This is a genomic window from Micromonospora sp. DT4, assembly GCF_049841675.1.
Taxonomy (GTDB): Bacteria; Actinomycetota; Actinomycetes; order Mycobacteriales; family Micromonosporaceae; genus Micromonospora.
In genome coordinates this window covers 133999-149606 of record NZ_JBNCKT010000001.1, presented here as the reverse complement: position 1 = coordinate 149606, position 15608 = coordinate 133999, and the positions used below count along the sequence as shown (strand labels likewise).

Below are 15608 nucleotides of genomic sequence, written 5' to 3'. Positions count from 1 at the left end.
CCGGGCTGGTACGCCCGCGCCGGAGCCCTCGGCGGCCGAGGCAGCCGCTGGTCGTGGGCACGCTTGAGCTCATAGCCGTGCCGACTCCCCCCGGCGAGCAGCCCAAGCAGGACATGCGGCGTAGACACCCACCGCACTATTCACCCAGCGAATACCCACGTCAACACCCATCCATCCACCCGCCCCGGCCCCACCCCCCGGCCCACCCTCGCCCCGGTGATCAAGAGGTTCACGTCACCAGAAGGGCGAAATTTGCCGCAAACCTCTTGATCACCGGGCAGAAGAGGTCCCGGAGGGGGCCTCGGGGGCCGTTAGCGGCGGCGGAGGACTACTACGGCCACGTCGTCCTGGATCTTGTGGGGGGCCAGTTCCACCAGCAGGCGGGCGCAGAAGTCGTCCAGGTTCTCGTCCACGGTGGCGGCCACCGCAGCCAGCGCGGCCAACCCCTCGTCGATGGTGGCGTCCCGGCGCTCGATCAGCCCGTCGGTGTAGAACACCAGAGTGGCACCGGCCGGCAGGACGAACTCCAGGTCGGCCGGTCGCGGCGCGCGGACGCCGAGCAGGGGTGCCGAGTGCTGCACGAACTCGGTCGAGCCATCGCGGTGCAGCAGCGGCGGCAGGTGGCCGGCGCTGGCCAGCCGGACCCGGCCGCTCGGCGGGTGCAGCAGCAGGACGCAGAGCGTGGCCAGTTCGTCCGGCAGCAGGGTCCGCATCAGCTCGTTGACCCGGTGCAGGATCTCCCCGGGTTGGTGCCCCTCGACGGCGTACGCCCGCACCGCGTGCCGCAGCTCGGCCATCACGGTGGCCGTGTGCAGCGAGTGACCGGCCACGTCGCCGATGGCCAGCAGAAGGTGGCCGTCCAGCATCACCAGCTCGTAGAAGTCGCCGCCCACCTCGGTCTGGGCGCTGGCGGGCTCGTAGCGCACCGCGAGGTCCAGTCCGGCGACCGTGGGCAGGCTGCGCGGGAGCAGGCTGCGCTGGAGGGTGACGGCGATCCGGTGCTCCTCGTCGAAGGAGCGCTGGGCCTCGACCGCCGCCGCCACGGCCTGGGCGAGCTGCACGAGCACCGGCGTCCGGGCGGTCTGGGTGGCGGTGGGGACCACCACGTAAAGCGGCGCCCGGTCCTCCCGTAGCCGGGCGGCGGCCACGGTCACCGAGCCGTCCGCGGGCCAGGCGAGCAGCCCCCAGTTCGCCGGGGGCTCGACCCGTACGGTGGCGCCGGTGGGCACTCCGGTGTCGTCGACGATCCACGGCATGATGGCGGCCTCGGCACCGGGGCCGGCGCAGACACCCGCGATGCAGTCGCCGTCGAACGTCTCGGCGATCACGGCAGCGGGGCTCTTGAAGATCTGCGCGGCCCCCTCCGCCGCGACTTCGAGCAGCCGCGCGAAGGTCGACGCGGCGTGCACCGCGACGGTGGTGTCAGCGAGGCCCAGCAGCCGCTCGGCGAGCAGTTCGGCACGCTTGCGGGCCTGGTAGTAGCGCAGGACCGCCCGGGAGGTGGCGATCAGCTCCTCCGGCTCGATCGGCTCGGCCAGGTAGGCGTCCGCTCCTCGGGTCAGCCCCTGGGCGCGGTCGGCGACGTCGACAGCGTGCGCGGAGACGTGGATCACCGGCATCACCGGGTGTGCCGCCTTGATCCGTTCGCACACCTCGTAGCCGCTCAGGTCGGGCAGCCGGACGTCGAGCACCACCAGGTCGATCCGGTCCGTCTCGACCCGGGCCAGCGCCTCGGTGCCGCTCTCCGCCTCGAGGACGGTGTACCCGGCCCGGGTGAGCCAACTGACCAGCAGGTAACGCTTGGTACGACTGTCATCGACCACCAGGACGGTCGCCGGCCCGCCGTCCACCGTCACGCTCCGCCGATCGGCAGGGAGACGGTGAATGTGCTGCCCCGGCCGGGCTCGCTGGCCAGCTCCAGCGTGCCCCCGAGCAGGGTCACCAGCCGCCGGGCGTACGGGAGGCCGAGGCCGGTACCGCCGACCCGGGTGGCGCCCGGCACCTGGTAGAACTCCTCGAAGATCCGATCGTGCAGCTCGGCCGCGATGCCCGGGCCGGTATCGCTGACCTCGAAGCTCCACCAGTCGTCGCGGCGTTGGGCGCGCAGCCGTACCTCGCCGCGCTCGGTGAACTTCAACCCGTTGTGCAGCAGGTTGCGCAGCACCTGCCCGAGCAGCACCTCGTCCGTGCGGAGCACGGCCGGCACGGTCGGCTCCTCGACGGTCAGCTCCACCCCGGGCCGCCTGGCCAGCGCCCGCATGGTGCCGCGCAGTTGACCGAAGACCGGGCGCAGGTCCACGTCCGCCCAGTCCGGCTCGATCCGGCCGGACTCGGCCTTGGCGAGATCCAGCAGTTCGTTGACCAGCCCGAGCAGATCCTCCGCCGAGGAGCGGATGAGGCCGACCTGGCGGACCTGTTCGGTGGTGAGGGGGTCGGAGGAGGAGTCCGCGAGCAGGCGTCCCAACCCGATGATCGCAGTCACCGGGGCGCGCAGTTCGTGGCTCACGTTGGCCAGGAACCGGCTCTTCGACTCGCTCGCGGCCCGCAGTTGAGCGGACTTCTCGTCCAGCTCGGCGTAGAGGGCGACCACCCCCCGGTTGGTCTCCTCCAGCTCCTCGGTGAGCTGGTTGTAGAGCGCCAGCACGCCACGGTTGGTCTCGGCCAGCTCCTCGTTCAGCACGGCCAGCTCGTCGCGCTGGCTGCGCACCTCGTCGAGTGCCGCGATGAGCTGCCCGTTCTGCACGGTCAACTCGTCCAGCGCGCTGGCCGGGGCGGTGTGGCCGAGTTCGGCACGGAACTCGGCCAGTCGCTCCGGGGTCGGCGTCGGGGCGTTCGCCGGGACTCTGCGGGACATCCTTACGACCGTAACCCCCTCGGTGGTCGTGACGCTCAGGGTGTCGACCAGGCGGGACACCTCACCGGACTGCGGCTCGTACCGGCCGTCGGGGAGGGGGCCCACCGGCGCCAGGTCGGCGCGGAGGTGGAAGCGGCCGTCGGGTCGCCCGTCGATGTGGAAGGTGACATCCGCGCCGCCGGTCATCCGCAGCAGGTCCCGGGCGACCTCACTGAGCGCCGTGGCGATCCGCACCTGGTCCTGGTGTTCGAGGCCGACCACGCCGGCCACCTCGCGGCCACGCTGACGGATGACGAAGATGTCCTGTTCGACGCGCAACGCCATCTGCAGCAGTGGCGCCGCAGCCGGGTCGAGGCTGTCGAGGCTCATGCCCACGGCCTCGCCACCAGGACGCAGGCGTCGTCGCGCCGCACCCCGGCGTCGCGCAGCAGGGTGGCCGCCATCACCAGCGGGGACCGTTCGGCGATGCCGGGATAGTCGGCCATCCGCCAGCGGTCGACGACGCCGTCGCTGTGCATGACGAGCCGGGCGCCCGGCCCGAACGGGTAGTCGTAGCCTCGCACCGTCGGCCGCTGGTGCCCGGCGATGCCGGGCAGCGACACCAGCCCGCGGCGCTGGCCGTCACCGTCGACGATCACACCGGTGATGTTGCCGAGGCCGGCGTAGTGCAGCACGCCGGTCGCCAGCTCGGCGACCGCGAGCGCCGCGCCACGGGTGTGCGACATGCTCCGGTGCAGGTGGCTGACCACCGCCGCCGGTGAGCCGGCCGGCGCGTTGCGGAAGGCGGCGAGCGCGGCCTCGGCGGCGGCGGCGGCCAAGGGGCCGTGCCCCAGACCGTCGCTGACGAGCACCTGGTGCCTGCCGTCGGCGACCCGGACGGCGTACCCGTCACCGCTGACCGTCTCGCCGATGATCGGCCGGGTGAGGCCGCCGGCCCAGGACGGTTTCGCCGGTTCGGCCGGCCAGACCTGGACGGCGAAGACGGTCCCCTTGCCGGGCAGGGAGTACCCGTCGAACCAGCTCGCCTGCCGGACGATGGCGCCGAGGCCGATGCCGAGCGTGCCGGTGGTGGAGTGGCCGTCCCGGGAGGAGACGGTGAGGTCGGCCATGCCGGGCCCGGAGTCGATGGCGATAAGCTCCACGCCGGCCTGCCCGGCGCGGCGGACCGGCCGCAGCAGCAGGACACCGTTGTCGGCGTGCTTGACGAGGTTGCTGGTCAGCTCGGCGGCGACGATGGCCAGGTCCGCGATGCGGGCCGCACCCATCTCCAACTGCTCGCCGAGGCGTTCGGCCGCGCGTCGTACGGCGCTGGCCGCGCTGCTGGCCTCCACGCGGAACCAGATGCCACTGTCGGTGACCGCGTCCCCGTTCACCGGGACCACTTGGTGACCGTGATCCGCGTACCGGTCTCCGCCGATGTCTCGATCTCGAACTCGTCGACCAGACGACGGGACCCGCTGAGGCCGAGGCCGAGGCCGCCGCCGGTGGTGTAACCGTCAGTCAGGGCAAGGTCGAGGTCCGCGATGCCCGGACCGGAGTCGGCGAAGACGATCCGCAGGCCCTTGCGTCGGCCGTTGTCGACGGTCGTGACCTCCACGGTGCCGCCGCCCCCGTACACCAGGGTGTTGCGGGCCAGCTCGCTCGCCGCGGTGACCACCTTGGTCTGGTCGACCAGTGAGAGCTTGACGGCGACCGCCACCGCGCGGACGAGTTGCCGCACGCGGACCACGTCCTCGTCGCTGCGGACCGACTGCGCCTGCGGGTGGCCCAGGTCGATGCCCGTGGTCACGGCCTGGCCGTCTCGGCGTCCGGATCGTCGTCGAACTGGTGGTCGAACTGGTCGGCGTTGGCCGCCGCGATCAGCTCCATGCCGCGTTCGACGTTCAGCGCGGTACGGATGCCGTTCAGCGACAGCCCCAGTTCGACAAGTGTGATGGCGACGGCGGGCCGCATGCCGACCACAACCGTCTCCGCGTCGAGGACCTTGGAGATCGACGCGATGGTGGAGAGCATCCGACCGACGAACGAGTCGACGATGTCCAGCGCGGTGATGTCGATGATGACGCCGTGGCAGCCGGTGGCCACGATCCGCTCGGCGAGATCATCCTGAAGCTGGACCGCCGTCTGGTCGGACATGTCGAGCTGGATGGAGACGAGCAGGATGTCACCGATCTTGAGGATCGGTACGCGCTCCATCAGGCGTCCCTGCGTGACTGACGGCGGGCGGTCTCGACCCCGGTGAGCCGCAGCACGTGGCGCAGCGCGTCGGCGAGGCTGGCCTTGGTGGCGATGTCACCGAATTCGATGCCGAGCGCCACGATCGTCTGGGCGATCTGCGGCCGAATGCCGGAGATGATGCAGTCGGCGCCCATCAGTCGGGCGGCCACCACGGTCTTCAGGATGTGCTGGGCGACCTGGGTGTCCACGGCGGGGACGCCGGTGATGTCGATGATCGCGTACGGGGAGCCGGTGTCGACCAGGGTCTGCAGGAGTCGCTCCATGACCACCTGGGCCCGGGCGGAGTCCAGGGTGCCGACCAGCGGGACGGCGACCACGCCCTCCCAGAGCTTGACCACCGGGGTGGAGAGTTCGAGGAGTTGCTCGGCCTGGTCGGCGATCAGGCTCTCGCGGGTGCGTACGAAGCTCTCGAAGGTGAACAGGCCCAGCTCGTCGATCAGCTTGGAGTAGGCGACGAAGTCGTGCAGCGCGGTGGCGGCGCTGGACTCCTGGAGCAGTTCGGCCAGCACGTCCTTGAGCGCGAAGACGCTGATCGTCGTCTCGGTGGCGGAGAAGCCCTGCCGGGCCCTGCCCCGGGACAGGTCGGAGAGCGCGGCGCGCAGCTCGGCGCCGCTCTCGGCGGACAGGTCGAAGCTGCCCTGCTCGGCGACGCCGATGATTGCCCGGTGCAGGTCCTCGACCTGCCGGCGCAGCTCGGCGTGGCTCAACCGGCCCCGTAGCGAGCCGGCAACGATGTCGGTCCACCGCTGCGTGACCTGCTCGGCGTGCCCGCCCAGCAGTGCGGCGAGCCGACCACTTTCCTCGGCGTTCAACGCCATCGTGAAACCCCCTCGACCTGGACCGGCCGGACTCTATCACCGGGCCTGCACAACTACTTGCCCCGTAGCAATGGAATGACGATGACCACCGGATGCCGGCTCCCGTTCGGCGCAGGACCCCGGTCGTGGGATACCGTTCCCCCGATAACAGGAGGTCTGGCGAATGTCCCTGACGGTGCACACGGAACAACGCGGCGACGTGGTCGTCGTGTCGGTCGCGGGCGAGCTGGACATGGCAACCGCACCGCAGTTGCAGGACCAGATCACCGACCTGCTCGACAAGGGCCGCAACCGGCTGGTGTTCGACCTGGCGGAGGTCTCGTTCTGCGACTCGACCGGTCTGTCGGTGTTCGTTCGCGCCAAGAACAGCTGTGACGAGGCCGGCGGTGTGGTGCGGCTGGCCGCCCCGCAGCGAGGGGTGCTGCGCATCCTCGAGGTGAGCGGGCTGGTCGAGGTGCTGCACACCTACCCGACGGTGGACGAGGCAGTCGCCGGCGAGCCGACGTCGGCCTCCTCCTCCTGACGACTGCCGTTGCTCACTCGTCCTCGATGTAGCGGGGGCGGGCGATCGCCAGGCCCGCCGCCGTCTGCACGACGAGCGCGCCCAGCAGGAACCCGATCGGCGCCGTCCAGCCGCCAGTGATCTCGTAGAGGATGCCGACCGTCAGCGGGCCGAGGGCGGCGATCACGTACCCGGTGCTCTGCGTGAACGCGGAGAGCGCGACGGTCCCCTCGGCGGTGCGCGCGCGCAGGCCGAGGGTGGCCAGGATCATCGGGAACGTGCCCTGGCCGATCGCCAACAGGATCACCCAGAGCAGGGCGCCACCGTGCGGGGCGACCGCCAGCCCCAGGTAGGCCAACGCCGACGCGACGGACAGCCAGATCACCAGTGGGCGCAGGGTGGTCAGCCGGCCGGCCATGGCGGGCATCAGCAGCGCGATCGGCACGCCGAGCGCGGTCACCCCGGCGAGCAGCAGTCCGGCCGACTCCGGCTGGTAACCAGCGTCCCGGAACAGCTGGGCCAGCCAGCCCATGACCGCGTACCCGCTGAGCGACTGCGCCCCGAAGTACACGGCCATCGCCCAGCCCAGGCGGGTCCGTGCCGGCCGCACCCGGGTCGGCGCGGCGGCGGCGCCCGTCGGGGTCGCACGCCGCGCGTCCGCCCGGGTCCGCAGCGCCAGCGGCACCCACGGGAGTACGGCCACCGCGGCCAGCACGGCCCAGATGCCCAGCCCGGCACGCCAGGAGCCGAAGGCGTGCGCGATCGGCACTGCGGCTGCCGCGGCGACCGACGTCCCGAGGGTCAACGCCATCGTGTACGCCCCGGTGACCAGGCCGGTGCGGTGCGGAAAGTGCTGCTTGACCAGCATCGGCATCAGGATGTTGGCGACCGCGATGCCGGCCAGTGCCAGCGCGCTGGTGAGCACGAAGATCCAGGCGGATTCGGTCGCCGCCCGGAGCACCTGGCCGACGGCTAGGACGATCATGGCGACCACCAGCACCCGGGCGGGCGCCACCCGCCGGACCAGCCACGGGGTGAGCGCGCCGAGGCCGGCGAACGCGATGGTCGGCAGGGTGGTGACCAGGCCGGCCATGGCTCCGGAGAGCCCGAGCCCGTCGCGGACCTCGTCGAGCAGGGCGCCGAGGCTGGTGACCGCAGTGCGCAGGTTGAGCGCGACCAGCAGCATCCCGACCAACACGAGCGCGCCACCGGTCGCCGGGTGCGTCCGCCGGCCCGCGGGCTCGTTCCCCGGGCTGGTGTCGGCGACGGTGGAAGGGGGTGGGGCCGGAGCGGCGACGGGTGGCAGGCTCATGACCGTTAACCTACAATCATGGGATGAATTTGGGACCGGTGATGTAACCAATGCCACCCTCGGTCGATCCCCTCGCCACATCGCCGGTGCCGCCCCGCGGCCACCGGGTCCGGCAGACCATCGAGCAGCTCCGGGCCCGAATCCTGGGCGGGGAGTGGCCGGTCGGCGGCCGCATTCCCACCGAGCCCCAACTCGTCGCCGCGCTGGGCGTGGGGCGCAACACGGTCCGCGAGGCGGTCCGCGCCCTGGTGCACGCCGGAGTGCTCGAATGTCGGCAGGGCTCCGGCACGTACGTGGTGTCCACCGACGAACTCGCGCCGGTGGTGGCCCGCCGACTCGGCGACGACCGGATAGTCGAGGCCATCGAGGTGCGGCGCGCCTTCGAGGTGGAGGCCGCCCGGCTCGCCGCGCTACGACGTACACCGGCCGACCTGGCAGCGCTCGACGTCGCGCTCGCTGAGCGCGAAGCCGCCTGGCGCGGTGGCCGGGTCGACGCGTTCATCGAAGCCGACGCCGCGCTGCACACCGTGGTGGTCGCGGCCGCGCACAACGCCATGCTCGCCGAGCTCTACACCTCGGTCGGCACCGCCCTACACAGCACCCTCGCCCACGCGATGGGCGATGCGCTCACCCCCGAGCGCTACGTCGATCACGCCCGACTGGTCGAGGCGATCCGGGCCGGCGACCCCGGCATCGCGGCGATCGAGGCCTGCGCTTTTCTGGAGCTTCCCGCCGGGGCATAGGTTGTGCCGGACGGAAAACCGGACACCTCGGGAGTACGGATGCTCAAGGGCTTCAAAGACTTCATCATGCGCGGCAACGTCATCGACCTGGCGGTCGGCATCGTGATCGGCGCCGCGTTCACCGGCGTGGTCACCCAACTCACCAAGTCGTTCCTCGAACCGCTGATCAAGGCGATCGGCGGGGGCACTGCCCTGTCGGCCGGGAGGTGGAAGCTCAGCGAGGGCAACTACGTGGACTGGGCGGCATTCATCAACGCCGTGATCACGTTCCTACTCACCGCCGCGGTGCTCTACTTCTTCGTGGTGTACCCCATGAACAAGCTGGCCGAGCGGCGCAGGCGGGGCGAGGAGCCGCCGCCGGCAGCGCCGAGCGAGGAGGTCAAGCTGCTCACCGAGATCCGGGACGCCCTGGTTTCCGCCGGTCACACCACCCCGGGCCAGCAGCGCGGGGCGCTGGACGACGTGCTGGGCCGCCGCACCGAGCCGCCGGCGCCGCGCTGACCCGAACGGATGCACATCGGCCCCTGCGGGAATCCCGCAGGGGCCGCATCTTCTCGTACGTGTGTTCGATAGAGTCCCGCCATGGAGCAGCGAAAGCACTGGTGGAACGGGAAATGGGGGCGGCTGGCCCGACGGGACGTCTTCCTCCGGGTAGACGCCGATCGGTGGCACGTCGAGCAGCGGGCCGGCGGCGCCGAGGGCATTTCCCGGTTCTACGAGTACGGCAGCGCGGACGAGGCCGAGGAGACGGTCCGGGCGCTGCTCGACGGCTCGGGCACCTGGCGCGAGTTGTCCCCGCGCCCACCGGGCGGCTGGACTCTCCCCAACAGCTGAATGCGTGGCTCCGGAGGCGGCGTTTAGTGGCGCGCCGCCCCGGGAACCGCTGAGAGATGGACCAGCAGGACGAGCAGCAGACGACCATCTCGCGGATCACCACCGGGATGCCGGTGATCGACGTCGCCGGCACCGAGATCGGGACCGTGGACCTCGTCCAGCGGGGAGACCCGAACGCGGTGACCGTGCAGACCCCGACCGCCGACCCGGGCAGCAGCCTGGACGAGCTGATCGAGGCGACGGCGGTCGAGGAGCCGGACGTACCGGCCGACCTGGCGGCGCGTCTGCTGCACACCGGCTACCTGAAGGTCTCCACCGAGTCGGCCGACGGCGCCGTGTACGTCCCGGCCGACCGGATCGCCGCAGTAGCGGAGGGTCGGGTACGACTCGCGGTCGGCGTGGCCGACCTGCCGCCCGAGGAGTGACCGCCGGGTCAGCGATGTTGCGGTGTCCGGTCGGCGGGGATGGCATCACTTCACCCATCCGGTGTTGATCTCGCCGGGGCGGGCGAGACGGGCGCGGCGGGGCGGGGCGGCGACGCGAACACGTCACCGTCTTCACCGGGGTGCTGCGTGCCGGGCCGGCCGACGCACCACTGACCGCACCGGCCGGCGGTCACCTCCGCTGGGTCTCCGACGTGCCGCACACCTACGCGGCGGTGGGCGACGAGGAGGTCGCCGCGAGCCTGCTGCTGCGCTACCCCGGCGCTGAACCCGGCTCAGTCCACCGGGGCGGGCACCGGCAGCCGCCGACGTACCGCCCAGAGCGCCACCTCGGTCCGCGACGCCGAACCGGTCTTGCGCAGCAGATTCGACACGTGCACGGTGACCGTGCGTACCGAGATGCCGAGCGCCTTCGCGACCTGCTTGTTCGACATGCCCCTGACCAGGCAGCCCAGCACCTCGACCTCCCGGGCGGTCAACTCGACGTCGACCGCCTCCACCGGGCCGACCGGCGTACGCGGCCCGGGCAGCCGCCGCAGCAACGCGTCCGGCCCGTCACCGGCGTACGCGGCCAGCAGCTCGGTCAACGCGTACGGGTTACCGCCGGTGTGTCGCCAGACCGAGGTGACCAGCCGGTCCGACGGCCTGCCGTCCGCGTACACCTGGGTCAGCACCTCGGCGACCTCGACCGGGCGCAGTGGGCCCAGGTGTTGGCGGACGACGCCGCGTACCCCACAGAGGCGGGCCAACGCGCGGCTGGTGAGGTCCGGGGCCACCGCGTCGGCGGCCGGCCGGCTGGCGACGACCAGCAGCGCCGGCAGCTCGGCCACGGTGGCCAGCTCACCGACCAGGTTGACGCTGGCCGGGTCGAGCGCGTGCAGGTCGTCCACGACCAGTACCGCCGGGCCGGGGCCGACCAGCAACTGGACGGTACGCACGGCGAGGCGCAGCAGGGTGCCCGGGGCGTACCGCTCGCGGGGTGCGGTGGGCTGCTGGGCGAGCCACGCCAGCGCGTCGGGCGGCAGGGCCAGCGAGCCGGTGTCGCGGCCGGTGAGCACCGCCGCCAGCCAGTCGTACGGGGCCGGGCCGTGCACGCGGGCGGCACCCGAGAGCACCACGGACGGACGCGGCGTGAAGGCGTCCACCGCGGCGGCGACCAGCAGACTCTTGCCCACGCCGGCCGCGCCGGTGAGCACCGCGACGGTCGGCGCGCGGCGCTCGGCGGCCACCACGGCGGACCACGCCCGGTCGAGCTCGGCGAGCTCGCTGGCGCGTCCGACCATGGACACCGGCATCATTTCTCAACCCTACGCAGTAGTGCGTAGAGACGAAGGCGGGGTGTTCTTGGCAAGCTGACACCATGACGCTGATCCTCCGCTCGGCCATCCTCAACGACATCGGCCTGATCCGCACCAACAACGAGGACTCGGCCCTCGCCGGTGACCGCCTGATCGCAGTCGCCGACGGCATGGGTGGCCTGCCCGCGGGTGAGGTGGCGAGCGAGATCGTGATCCGCATCCTCGACGAGCTGACCCCACCCACCGAACCGGACGCGGCCGCGGACGCCCTCCGCGCCGTGGTCAGCACCGCCAACCAGCGCATCCACGCCGCGATCACCGTGGACCCGGCGCGCGAGGGGATGGGCACCACGCTCACCACCGCGCTGCTGGCCGGCGAGACGTTGGTGCTGGCCCAGGTCGGTGACTCCCGCTGCTACCTGCTGCGCGACGGGGAGCTGACCCAGCTCACCCGGGATGACACGTTCGTGCAGGCGCTCGTCGACCAGGGCACGCTCTCCCCCGAGCAGGCCCGGCACCACCCGCAGCGCTCCCTGGTGACCCGGGCCGTGCAGGGCGCGGACACCCCGCCCGCGGTCGGTGTGCTCACCGTGGTCCCCGGTGACCGGCTGCTGCTGTGCAGCGACGGGCTCTCCGACTACGTCGAGGACGACGCCATCGCGGCGGCGCTGGGCATGTACTCCGATCGCCAGCAGTGCGGCGATCAGTTGGTCAAGCTGGCTCACCACGCCGGCGCTCCGGACAACGTGACGGTCGTCGTCTCCGACGTCACCACCCGCTGACCGATCCGGCCAATCCGGTTGCTCCGCTCATCTCTACGGGTTGAAATGAGCGGATGACCATCCGCCGGGTGACCGCCGACGACCGCCTCACCACCAGCTTCCCGCTGGCCGCGTACGCGTTCGAGTCGTCACCGCTGGGTGCCGCCCGGGTCGGCCAGTTCCGTGACTACCTGCCCTACAACGAGGGCAACACGACGCTCACCGTCGAGGAGGACGGCGTCACGCTGGCCGCCGCCTCGGCCATTCCGATGCGGCAGAACCTGCGCGGGGTGGTGCTGCCGATGGCCGGCGTCGCCAGTGTGGCCACCCATCCCTTGGCCCGGCGCCAGGGCCACGTACGGACGCTGCTGCACCAGCTCCTCGACGAGATGCGCGACGAGGGGCACCTGCTGAGCGCGCTCTATCCGTTCCGGTCCAGCTTCTACGCCCGGTTCGGCTACGTGGGACTGCCCAAGCCACGCACGGTCACGTTCACCCCGGCCGACTTGGCGCCGCTGCTGCGCACCGACCTGCCCGGGGAGGTGGGCTGGGAGCGGATCGGGGCGGGCTACCCGCTGTGGCGCACGTTCACCGAGCAATGCCTGCGGCAACGGCACGGCTTCTCGGTCTTCCCGGACTACCGGGCGGTCGGGCTGCGTGACCGTGACGAGCACTGGTTGCTCACCGCCCAGGTGGACGGCGAGGTCACGGGCGCAATCGTCTACCGGATCGACGAGCACGGCGGCACGTTGCACGGCAACGAGCTGCTCGTCACCGACCCGCTCGCCCGGATGCTGCTGCTGCAGTTCTTCGCCCGGCACGTCGACCAGGTCGAGCGGGTCAGCGTCCAGGTCCCGCCGGACGAGCTGCCCGAACTGTGGCTCACCGACCTGGACGTGCACGTCGAAGCGCGGGTGGGCCGTCCCGCGTCGTCGGCGCCGATGGCCCGGTTCCTGTCGCTGGACGCGCTGCACGGGCTGCCTGCCGGGGCGGGACGGGTCCGCGTCGAGCTGACCGGGGACCGCTGGCTCGCCGGCACTCACCTGCTGGACGGCACGAGCGGCACCCTCGAGGTGGTCGCGGACGCCAGCGGCCGGACGCCGACCGCGACGCTCACCGCGGCGGGGCTCTCCGCGCTGGCGTACGGGGTGCTCGATGTGTCGGAGCTGCCGTTGCGAGGGCTGGGCGAGGTGCCGGCCGACGCCGCCGCCGAGCTGCGCGGCATCTTCGGGCGCGCGGTGCCGTACCTCTTCGCCGACTTCTGAGCAGGGTTTTGCCGCCCCGGCCCCACCGGGTACGGTCCCGGGAATGCCGGAGTGGTTACAAGCGGGCGGATGGGGACTGCTGGCCGGGTCAGCGCTGCTGATCGGGGCGGCGGTCGGCTGGTTCGCGCGGGTGCCCCAGCGGCTCATCGCCTCGGTCATGGCGTTCGGGGCGGGGGTGCTGCTCTCCGCCGTCTCGTACGAGCTGATCGAGGTCGCGCACGACCAGGGCGGCCTGCTGCCCACCGTGATCGGCGCGGCCGGCGGTGCGTGCGCGTACACCCTCGCCAACGTGGGCCTCGCCCGGCGCGGCGCACGGAGCCGCAAGCGCTCGGGCGGTCGGCAGCCGTCCGAGGGTGAGCATCCCGGGTCCGGGTCGGCGATCGCCGTGGGGGCGCTGCTGGACGGCGTACCCGAATCGGTCGTGATCGGCGCGAGCCTGCTGGCCGGCGGCGCGGTCAGCCTGGTCACGGTCGTGGCCGTGTTCCTCAGCAACATCCCGGAGGGGCTGTCCAGCGCGGCCGGCATGCGCCAGGCCGGCCGGACCCGACGGTACGTGTTCCTGTTGTGGACCGGGATCGCGCTGATCAGCGGGCTGGGACCAGTCGGACGGACCGCGGTTGATGTGACGAACAGCGAACCGGGCCGCATCCGGCTTGCCACCCGCAGGTGGAACAGGTGTGCAGCGTCCGGAACGCAGGACGCAGTCCAGTCACCCAGAGGCGAGGTTCTGACCGGCGGCCGTCCGGGCGGCCGGACTCACGGGGGTGGTGTCCGCGCACGACGGGCCACGCACCTCGACAACAACCCGACGCGCCGGCTCTTCAACCCCTCGACGAACCTCGCACTCCCACACCCTGACCACTCGCCAACCGGCCTCGATCAACTCGTTGTCGACCCGCTGATCACGGGCCTGGTTCGTGGCGATCTTCGTCCTCCACCTCTCGGCGTTGGGACCACGGAATCTGGAGGGTCCGTGCTGCGGACATCCGTGCCAGAAGCACCCGTTTACAAACACCGCAACGCGCGGACCGGGGAACACGAGGTCCGGCCGGCAACGGTTGAACAGGGTTCGCCCCAGGCGAAATCGGAGACCCAGTGCGTGTACGGCGCGGCGCAACGCCAATTCGGGTGCGGTGTCCCGTGTACGACGTCCTCGCAAATGAGATCCCTGGGCTGTGGCCACCCAGGCTCGAGAACCTTCCCGAGACGGCGGGGAGCCGCCGCCGTCGGCACTCGTCATCACAATCGCCTCCTCGGTATCTCGGTAGAGCGCCACCCCGGCTCCCCAGCCAGCTCTCACCCTGTTTACCAGTACCCGTTGGGATCAATCGACCGCGACGGAAGGCCCGGATGCAGCTCACTTCGAGGGCATACCTGGCGATCCCCCTGCGGTCGAGGCCCTCGGCTGCAGGGGAGACGACGCTGCCTGAGCCCTGGCTCGCCGCCTATCCCAACGATGACGCGGGCGCAGGTCGACGGCCAGGTGATTCTCGACGCCGTCGCGCTGGCGGTCTGGCTCTGGCCCGACGTTGAGAAGACGACGATTGATCGGGCCAGGTCCACGGCCCCGGTCCTAGATGCGGGCAATCGCTGGCGGATCTTTCCGGTCAGGCCGGGTGTCGTCCTATGCGGCCGTCGGCGCCGACAAGGATGGCCGAGGAGATCGCCGCGGGGGCCTGTCCGCCGCTGGTTGTGCCGGCGAGGTGGTGAACCAGCCACGAAACGGCAGCGGCCGGGAGGCGGCCACGGTCGCGCGCCGCTGCGGTCGCCGGGTTGTGGGTGGGGTGGCGGCTGGCCGTGCTGGCCGGGCGAGGTTCATGGCTCGGCGGCCGGTGCGGGCGGCGGCGCATATGCCGCGCTGGCCGGTGCACTGCAGGTTGCGGCAGTTGCCGTGGTTGTCGGGTTGGTGGGCGGCGGTGACGTCGAGGGCGAGCCGCCACAGGAGTGGGTCGGTCACATCGCCGGGGATCACGGCGAGCAGGCTGAGGCGTTCACGAGGCATGGTGAAGTCCCTTTCGTCGACGGTCACGTCGTCCGGCACGGACTACCGGGCGGACGGTGGACACGATCGACGCCCACCTTTGCCCAAAGATCAAGTCGCCTGGCCTTTCCGGCTTTCCGGCTGTCTAGGCGAAGGTTGTTGTGACGGTCAGCTACAACTGTCACCTTTCAGCGATAGTTGTCACCGAGGCTGATCCGCCACTCCGGGCGGTGGTAGGAATTCGCTGAAGATTGACCGCCGGGTTCCGCCGGCCGGAGTCGGCGGCAGCTCGCGTGAGGACGTTCGCCACTCACAGCGACTCACAGCGGCGTGCCGCCAGTGTGAGTGCGGGCGCGGGCGTCGCACAGCGTGGCTGACAGACTCTGACAGTCCCGATCGAGGCGGAGGTCGCTTCCGGTCGCCTCGGTGCGCCCGTAGGGCGGGTGAAGGTTACCGGCCCGGCGAGCTGGCGGGTGGGGGTGGGTTCGGCGGGGGGGGGGGGGGGGGGGGGGGGGGGCGCGGGCCGCCCGGGGGGGCAGGCGCGCCACGAGGAGGGCGC

17 protein-coding genes and 1 pseudogene are annotated in these 15608 nt (G+C 71.7%); 7 read left to right on the top strand and 11 right to left on the bottom strand.

Translation table 11 applies throughout. From position 1 onward, the window contains the following. Window positions 1-35: 35 nt before the first annotated feature. From ACLQ24_RS00685 to ACLQ24_RS00655, 7 genes and pseudogenes are all read right to left on the bottom strand, one after another. Window positions 36-128 (bottom strand): annotated as a pseudogene (locus tag ACLQ24_RS00685) (PadR family transcriptional regulator); the annotation flags it as partial. Between the two features lie 183 nt (window positions 129-311). Continuing rightward, on the bottom strand, window positions 312-1850 hold the full coding sequence (locus ACLQ24_RS00680) for a SpoIIE family protein phosphatase (RefSeq protein WP_425888436.1): 1539 nt from the start codon (window positions 1848-1850) through the stop codon (window positions 312-314). 2 nt (window positions 1851-1852) lie between these two features. Beyond that, window positions 1853-3223, bottom strand: coding sequence for a sensor histidine kinase (locus tag ACLQ24_RS00675; RefSeq protein WP_425888435.1), 1371 nt, complete (start codon window positions 3221-3223; stop codon window positions 1853-1855). After that, window positions 3220-4227, bottom strand: a complete 1008-nt coding sequence (locus tag ACLQ24_RS00670) for a SpoIIE family protein phosphatase (RefSeq protein ID WP_425888482.1) — start codon at window positions 4225-4227, stop codon at window positions 3220-3222. Before ACLQ24_RS00670 ends, ACLQ24_RS00675 begins: the two co-directional genes overlap by 4 nt. Beyond that, a complete protein-coding gene (locus ACLQ24_RS00665) occupies window positions 4224-4643 on the bottom strand; it encodes an anti-sigma regulatory factor (RefSeq protein ID WP_425888434.1) in 420 nt (139 codons plus the stop codon). Before ACLQ24_RS00665 ends, ACLQ24_RS00670 begins: the two co-directional genes overlap by 4 nt. Continuing rightward, complete coding sequence (locus tag ACLQ24_RS00660) at window positions 4640-5050, bottom strand: STAS domain-containing protein (RefSeq protein ID WP_425888433.1); 411 nt, start codon at window positions 5048-5050, stop codon at window positions 4640-4642. The genes ACLQ24_RS00665 and ACLQ24_RS00660 overlap by 4 nt, the downstream gene beginning before the upstream one ends. Beyond that, a complete protein-coding gene (locus ACLQ24_RS00655; RefSeq protein ID WP_425888432.1) occupies window positions 5050-5910 on the bottom strand; it encodes an STAS domain-containing protein in 861 nt (286 codons plus the stop codon). The genes ACLQ24_RS00660 and ACLQ24_RS00655 overlap by 1 nt, the downstream gene beginning before the upstream one ends. Before the next feature lie 163 nt (window positions 5911-6073). On the opposite strand from ACLQ24_RS00655, the gene ACLQ24_RS00650 reads away from it, so the two are divergent. Next, window positions 6074-6433, top strand: coding sequence for an STAS domain-containing protein (locus ACLQ24_RS00650; protein ID WP_425888431.1), 360 nt, complete (start codon window positions 6074-6076; stop codon window positions 6431-6433). Window positions 6434-6446: 13 nt separating this feature from the next. Here the strand turns inward: ACLQ24_RS00650 and ACLQ24_RS00645 are convergent, their stop codons facing one another. Further along, window positions 6447-7724 (bottom strand): MFS transporter, encoded by a 1278-nt coding sequence (locus ACLQ24_RS00645; protein WP_425888430.1) that lies wholly within the window; start codon window positions 7722-7724, stop codon window positions 6447-6449. A 50-nt stretch (window positions 7725-7774) separates the two neighbouring features. Between ACLQ24_RS00645 and ACLQ24_RS00640 the strand changes: the two genes are divergently transcribed. From ACLQ24_RS00640 to ACLQ24_RS00625, 4 genes are all read left to right on the top strand, one after another. Further along, complete coding sequence (locus ACLQ24_RS00640) at window positions 7775-8467, top strand: FadR/GntR family transcriptional regulator (protein WP_425888429.1); 693 nt, start codon at window positions 7775-7777, stop codon at window positions 8465-8467. 39 nt (window positions 8468-8506) lie between these two features. Further along, a complete protein-coding gene (mscL, locus tag ACLQ24_RS00635) occupies window positions 8507-8968 on the top strand; it encodes a large conductance mechanosensitive channel protein MscL (RefSeq protein ID WP_425888428.1) in 462 nt (153 codons plus the stop codon). Window positions 8969-9049: 81 nt separating this feature from the next. Then, window positions 9050-9301 carry a hypothetical protein gene (locus ACLQ24_RS00630; RefSeq protein ID WP_425888427.1) on the top strand — a complete coding sequence of 84 codons (252 nt, stop codon included), beginning with the start codon at window positions 9050-9052 and terminating at the stop codon, window positions 9299-9301. A gap of 56 nt (window positions 9302-9357) precedes the next feature. Then, a complete protein-coding gene (locus tag ACLQ24_RS00625) occupies window positions 9358-9726 on the top strand; it encodes a hypothetical protein (RefSeq protein WP_425888426.1) in 369 nt (122 codons plus the stop codon). A gap of 293 nt (window positions 9727-10019) precedes the next feature. Here the strand turns inward: ACLQ24_RS00625 and ACLQ24_RS00620 are convergent, their stop codons facing one another. Further along, window positions 10020-11042 (bottom strand): LuxR C-terminal-related transcriptional regulator, encoded by a 1023-nt coding sequence (locus ACLQ24_RS00620; protein ID WP_425888425.1) that lies wholly within the window; start codon window positions 11040-11042, stop codon window positions 10020-10022. Between the two features lie 62 nt (window positions 11043-11104). Here ACLQ24_RS00620 and ACLQ24_RS00615 point away from each other — a divergent pair, with 62 nt between their 5' ends. Together ACLQ24_RS00615 and ACLQ24_RS00610 are read left to right on the top strand one after the other, a co-directional pair. Next, a complete protein-coding gene (locus ACLQ24_RS00615) occupies window positions 11105-11824 on the top strand; it encodes a PP2C family protein-serine/threonine phosphatase (RefSeq protein WP_425888424.1) in 720 nt (239 codons plus the stop codon). A 53-nt stretch (window positions 11825-11877) separates the two neighbouring features. Then, the gene (locus ACLQ24_RS00610) at window positions 11878-13068 is read left to right on the top strand and encodes a GNAT family N-acetyltransferase (RefSeq protein ID WP_425888423.1); all 1191 of its coding nucleotides are present in this window, start codon (window positions 11878-11880) and stop codon (window positions 13066-13068) included. Between the two features lie 709 nt (window positions 13069-13777). Here the strand turns inward: ACLQ24_RS00610 and ACLQ24_RS00605 are convergent. Together ACLQ24_RS00605 and ACLQ24_RS00600 are read right to left on the bottom strand one after the other, a co-directional pair. Continuing rightward, on the bottom strand, window positions 13778-14308 hold the full coding sequence (locus ACLQ24_RS00605) for a very short patch repair endonuclease (protein WP_425888481.1): 531 nt from the start codon (window positions 14306-14308) through the stop codon (window positions 13778-13780). A 384-nt stretch (window positions 14309-14692) separates the two neighbouring features. Next, entirely contained in the window at window positions 14693-15070 is a 378-nt protein-coding gene (locus ACLQ24_RS00600) for a hypothetical protein (RefSeq protein WP_425888422.1), read from the bottom strand. Window positions 15071-15608: the final 538 nt, after the last annotated feature.

Bases quoted from the DNA above. Each gene is read 5' to 3' on its own strand.
- ACLQ24_RS00610 (WP_425888423.1), top strand. From the start codon at position 11,878: ATGACCATCCGCCGGGTGACCGCCGACGACCGCCTCACCACCAGCTTC.
- ACLQ24_RS00630 (WP_425888427.1), top strand. From the start codon at position 9,050: ATGGAGCAGCGAAAGCACTGGTGGAACGGGAAATGGGGGCGGCTGGCC.
- ACLQ24_RS00640 (WP_425888429.1), top strand. From the start codon at position 7,775: ATGCCACCCTCGGTCGATCCCCTCGCCACATCGCCGGTGCCGCCCCGC.
- ACLQ24_RS00650 (WP_425888431.1), top strand. From the start codon at position 6,074: ATGTCCCTGACGGTGCACACGGAACAACGCGGCGACGTGGTCGTCGTG.
- ACLQ24_RS00600 (WP_425888422.1), bottom strand. From the start codon at position 15,070: ATGCCTCGTGAACGCCTCAGCCTGCTCGCCGTGATCCCCGGCGATGTG.
- ACLQ24_RS00660 (WP_425888433.1), bottom strand. From the start codon at position 5,050: ATGGAGCGCGTACCGATCCTCAAGATCGGTGACATCCTGCTCGTCTCC.
- mscL (WP_425888428.1), top strand. From the start codon at position 8,507: ATGCTCAAGGGCTTCAAAGACTTCATCATGCGCGGCAACGTCATCGAC.
- ACLQ24_RS00620 (WP_425888425.1), bottom strand. From the start codon at position 11,042: ATGATGCCGGTGTCCATGGTCGGACGCGCCAGCGAGCTCGCCGAGCTC.
- ACLQ24_RS00625 (WP_425888426.1), top strand. From the start codon at position 9,358: ATGGACCAGCAGGACGAGCAGCAGACGACCATCTCGCGGATCACCACC.
- ACLQ24_RS00605 (WP_425888481.1), bottom strand. From the start codon at position 14,308: ATGACGAGTGCCGACGGCGGCGGCTCCCCGCCGTCTCGGGAAGGTTCT.
- ACLQ24_RS00615 (WP_425888424.1), top strand. From the start codon at position 11,105: ATGACGCTGATCCTCCGCTCGGCCATCCTCAACGACATCGGCCTGATC.
- ACLQ24_RS00675 (WP_425888435.1), bottom strand. From the start codon at position 3,223: ATGAGCCTCGACAGCCTCGACCCGGCTGCGGCGCCACTGCTGCAGATG.
- ACLQ24_RS00645 (WP_425888430.1), bottom strand. From the start codon at position 7,724: ATGAGCCTGCCACCCGTCGCCGCTCCGGCCCCACCCCCTTCCACCGTC.
- ACLQ24_RS00655 (WP_425888432.1), bottom strand. From the start codon at position 5,910: ATGGCGTTGAACGCCGAGGAAAGTGGTCGGCTCGCCGCACTGCTGGGC.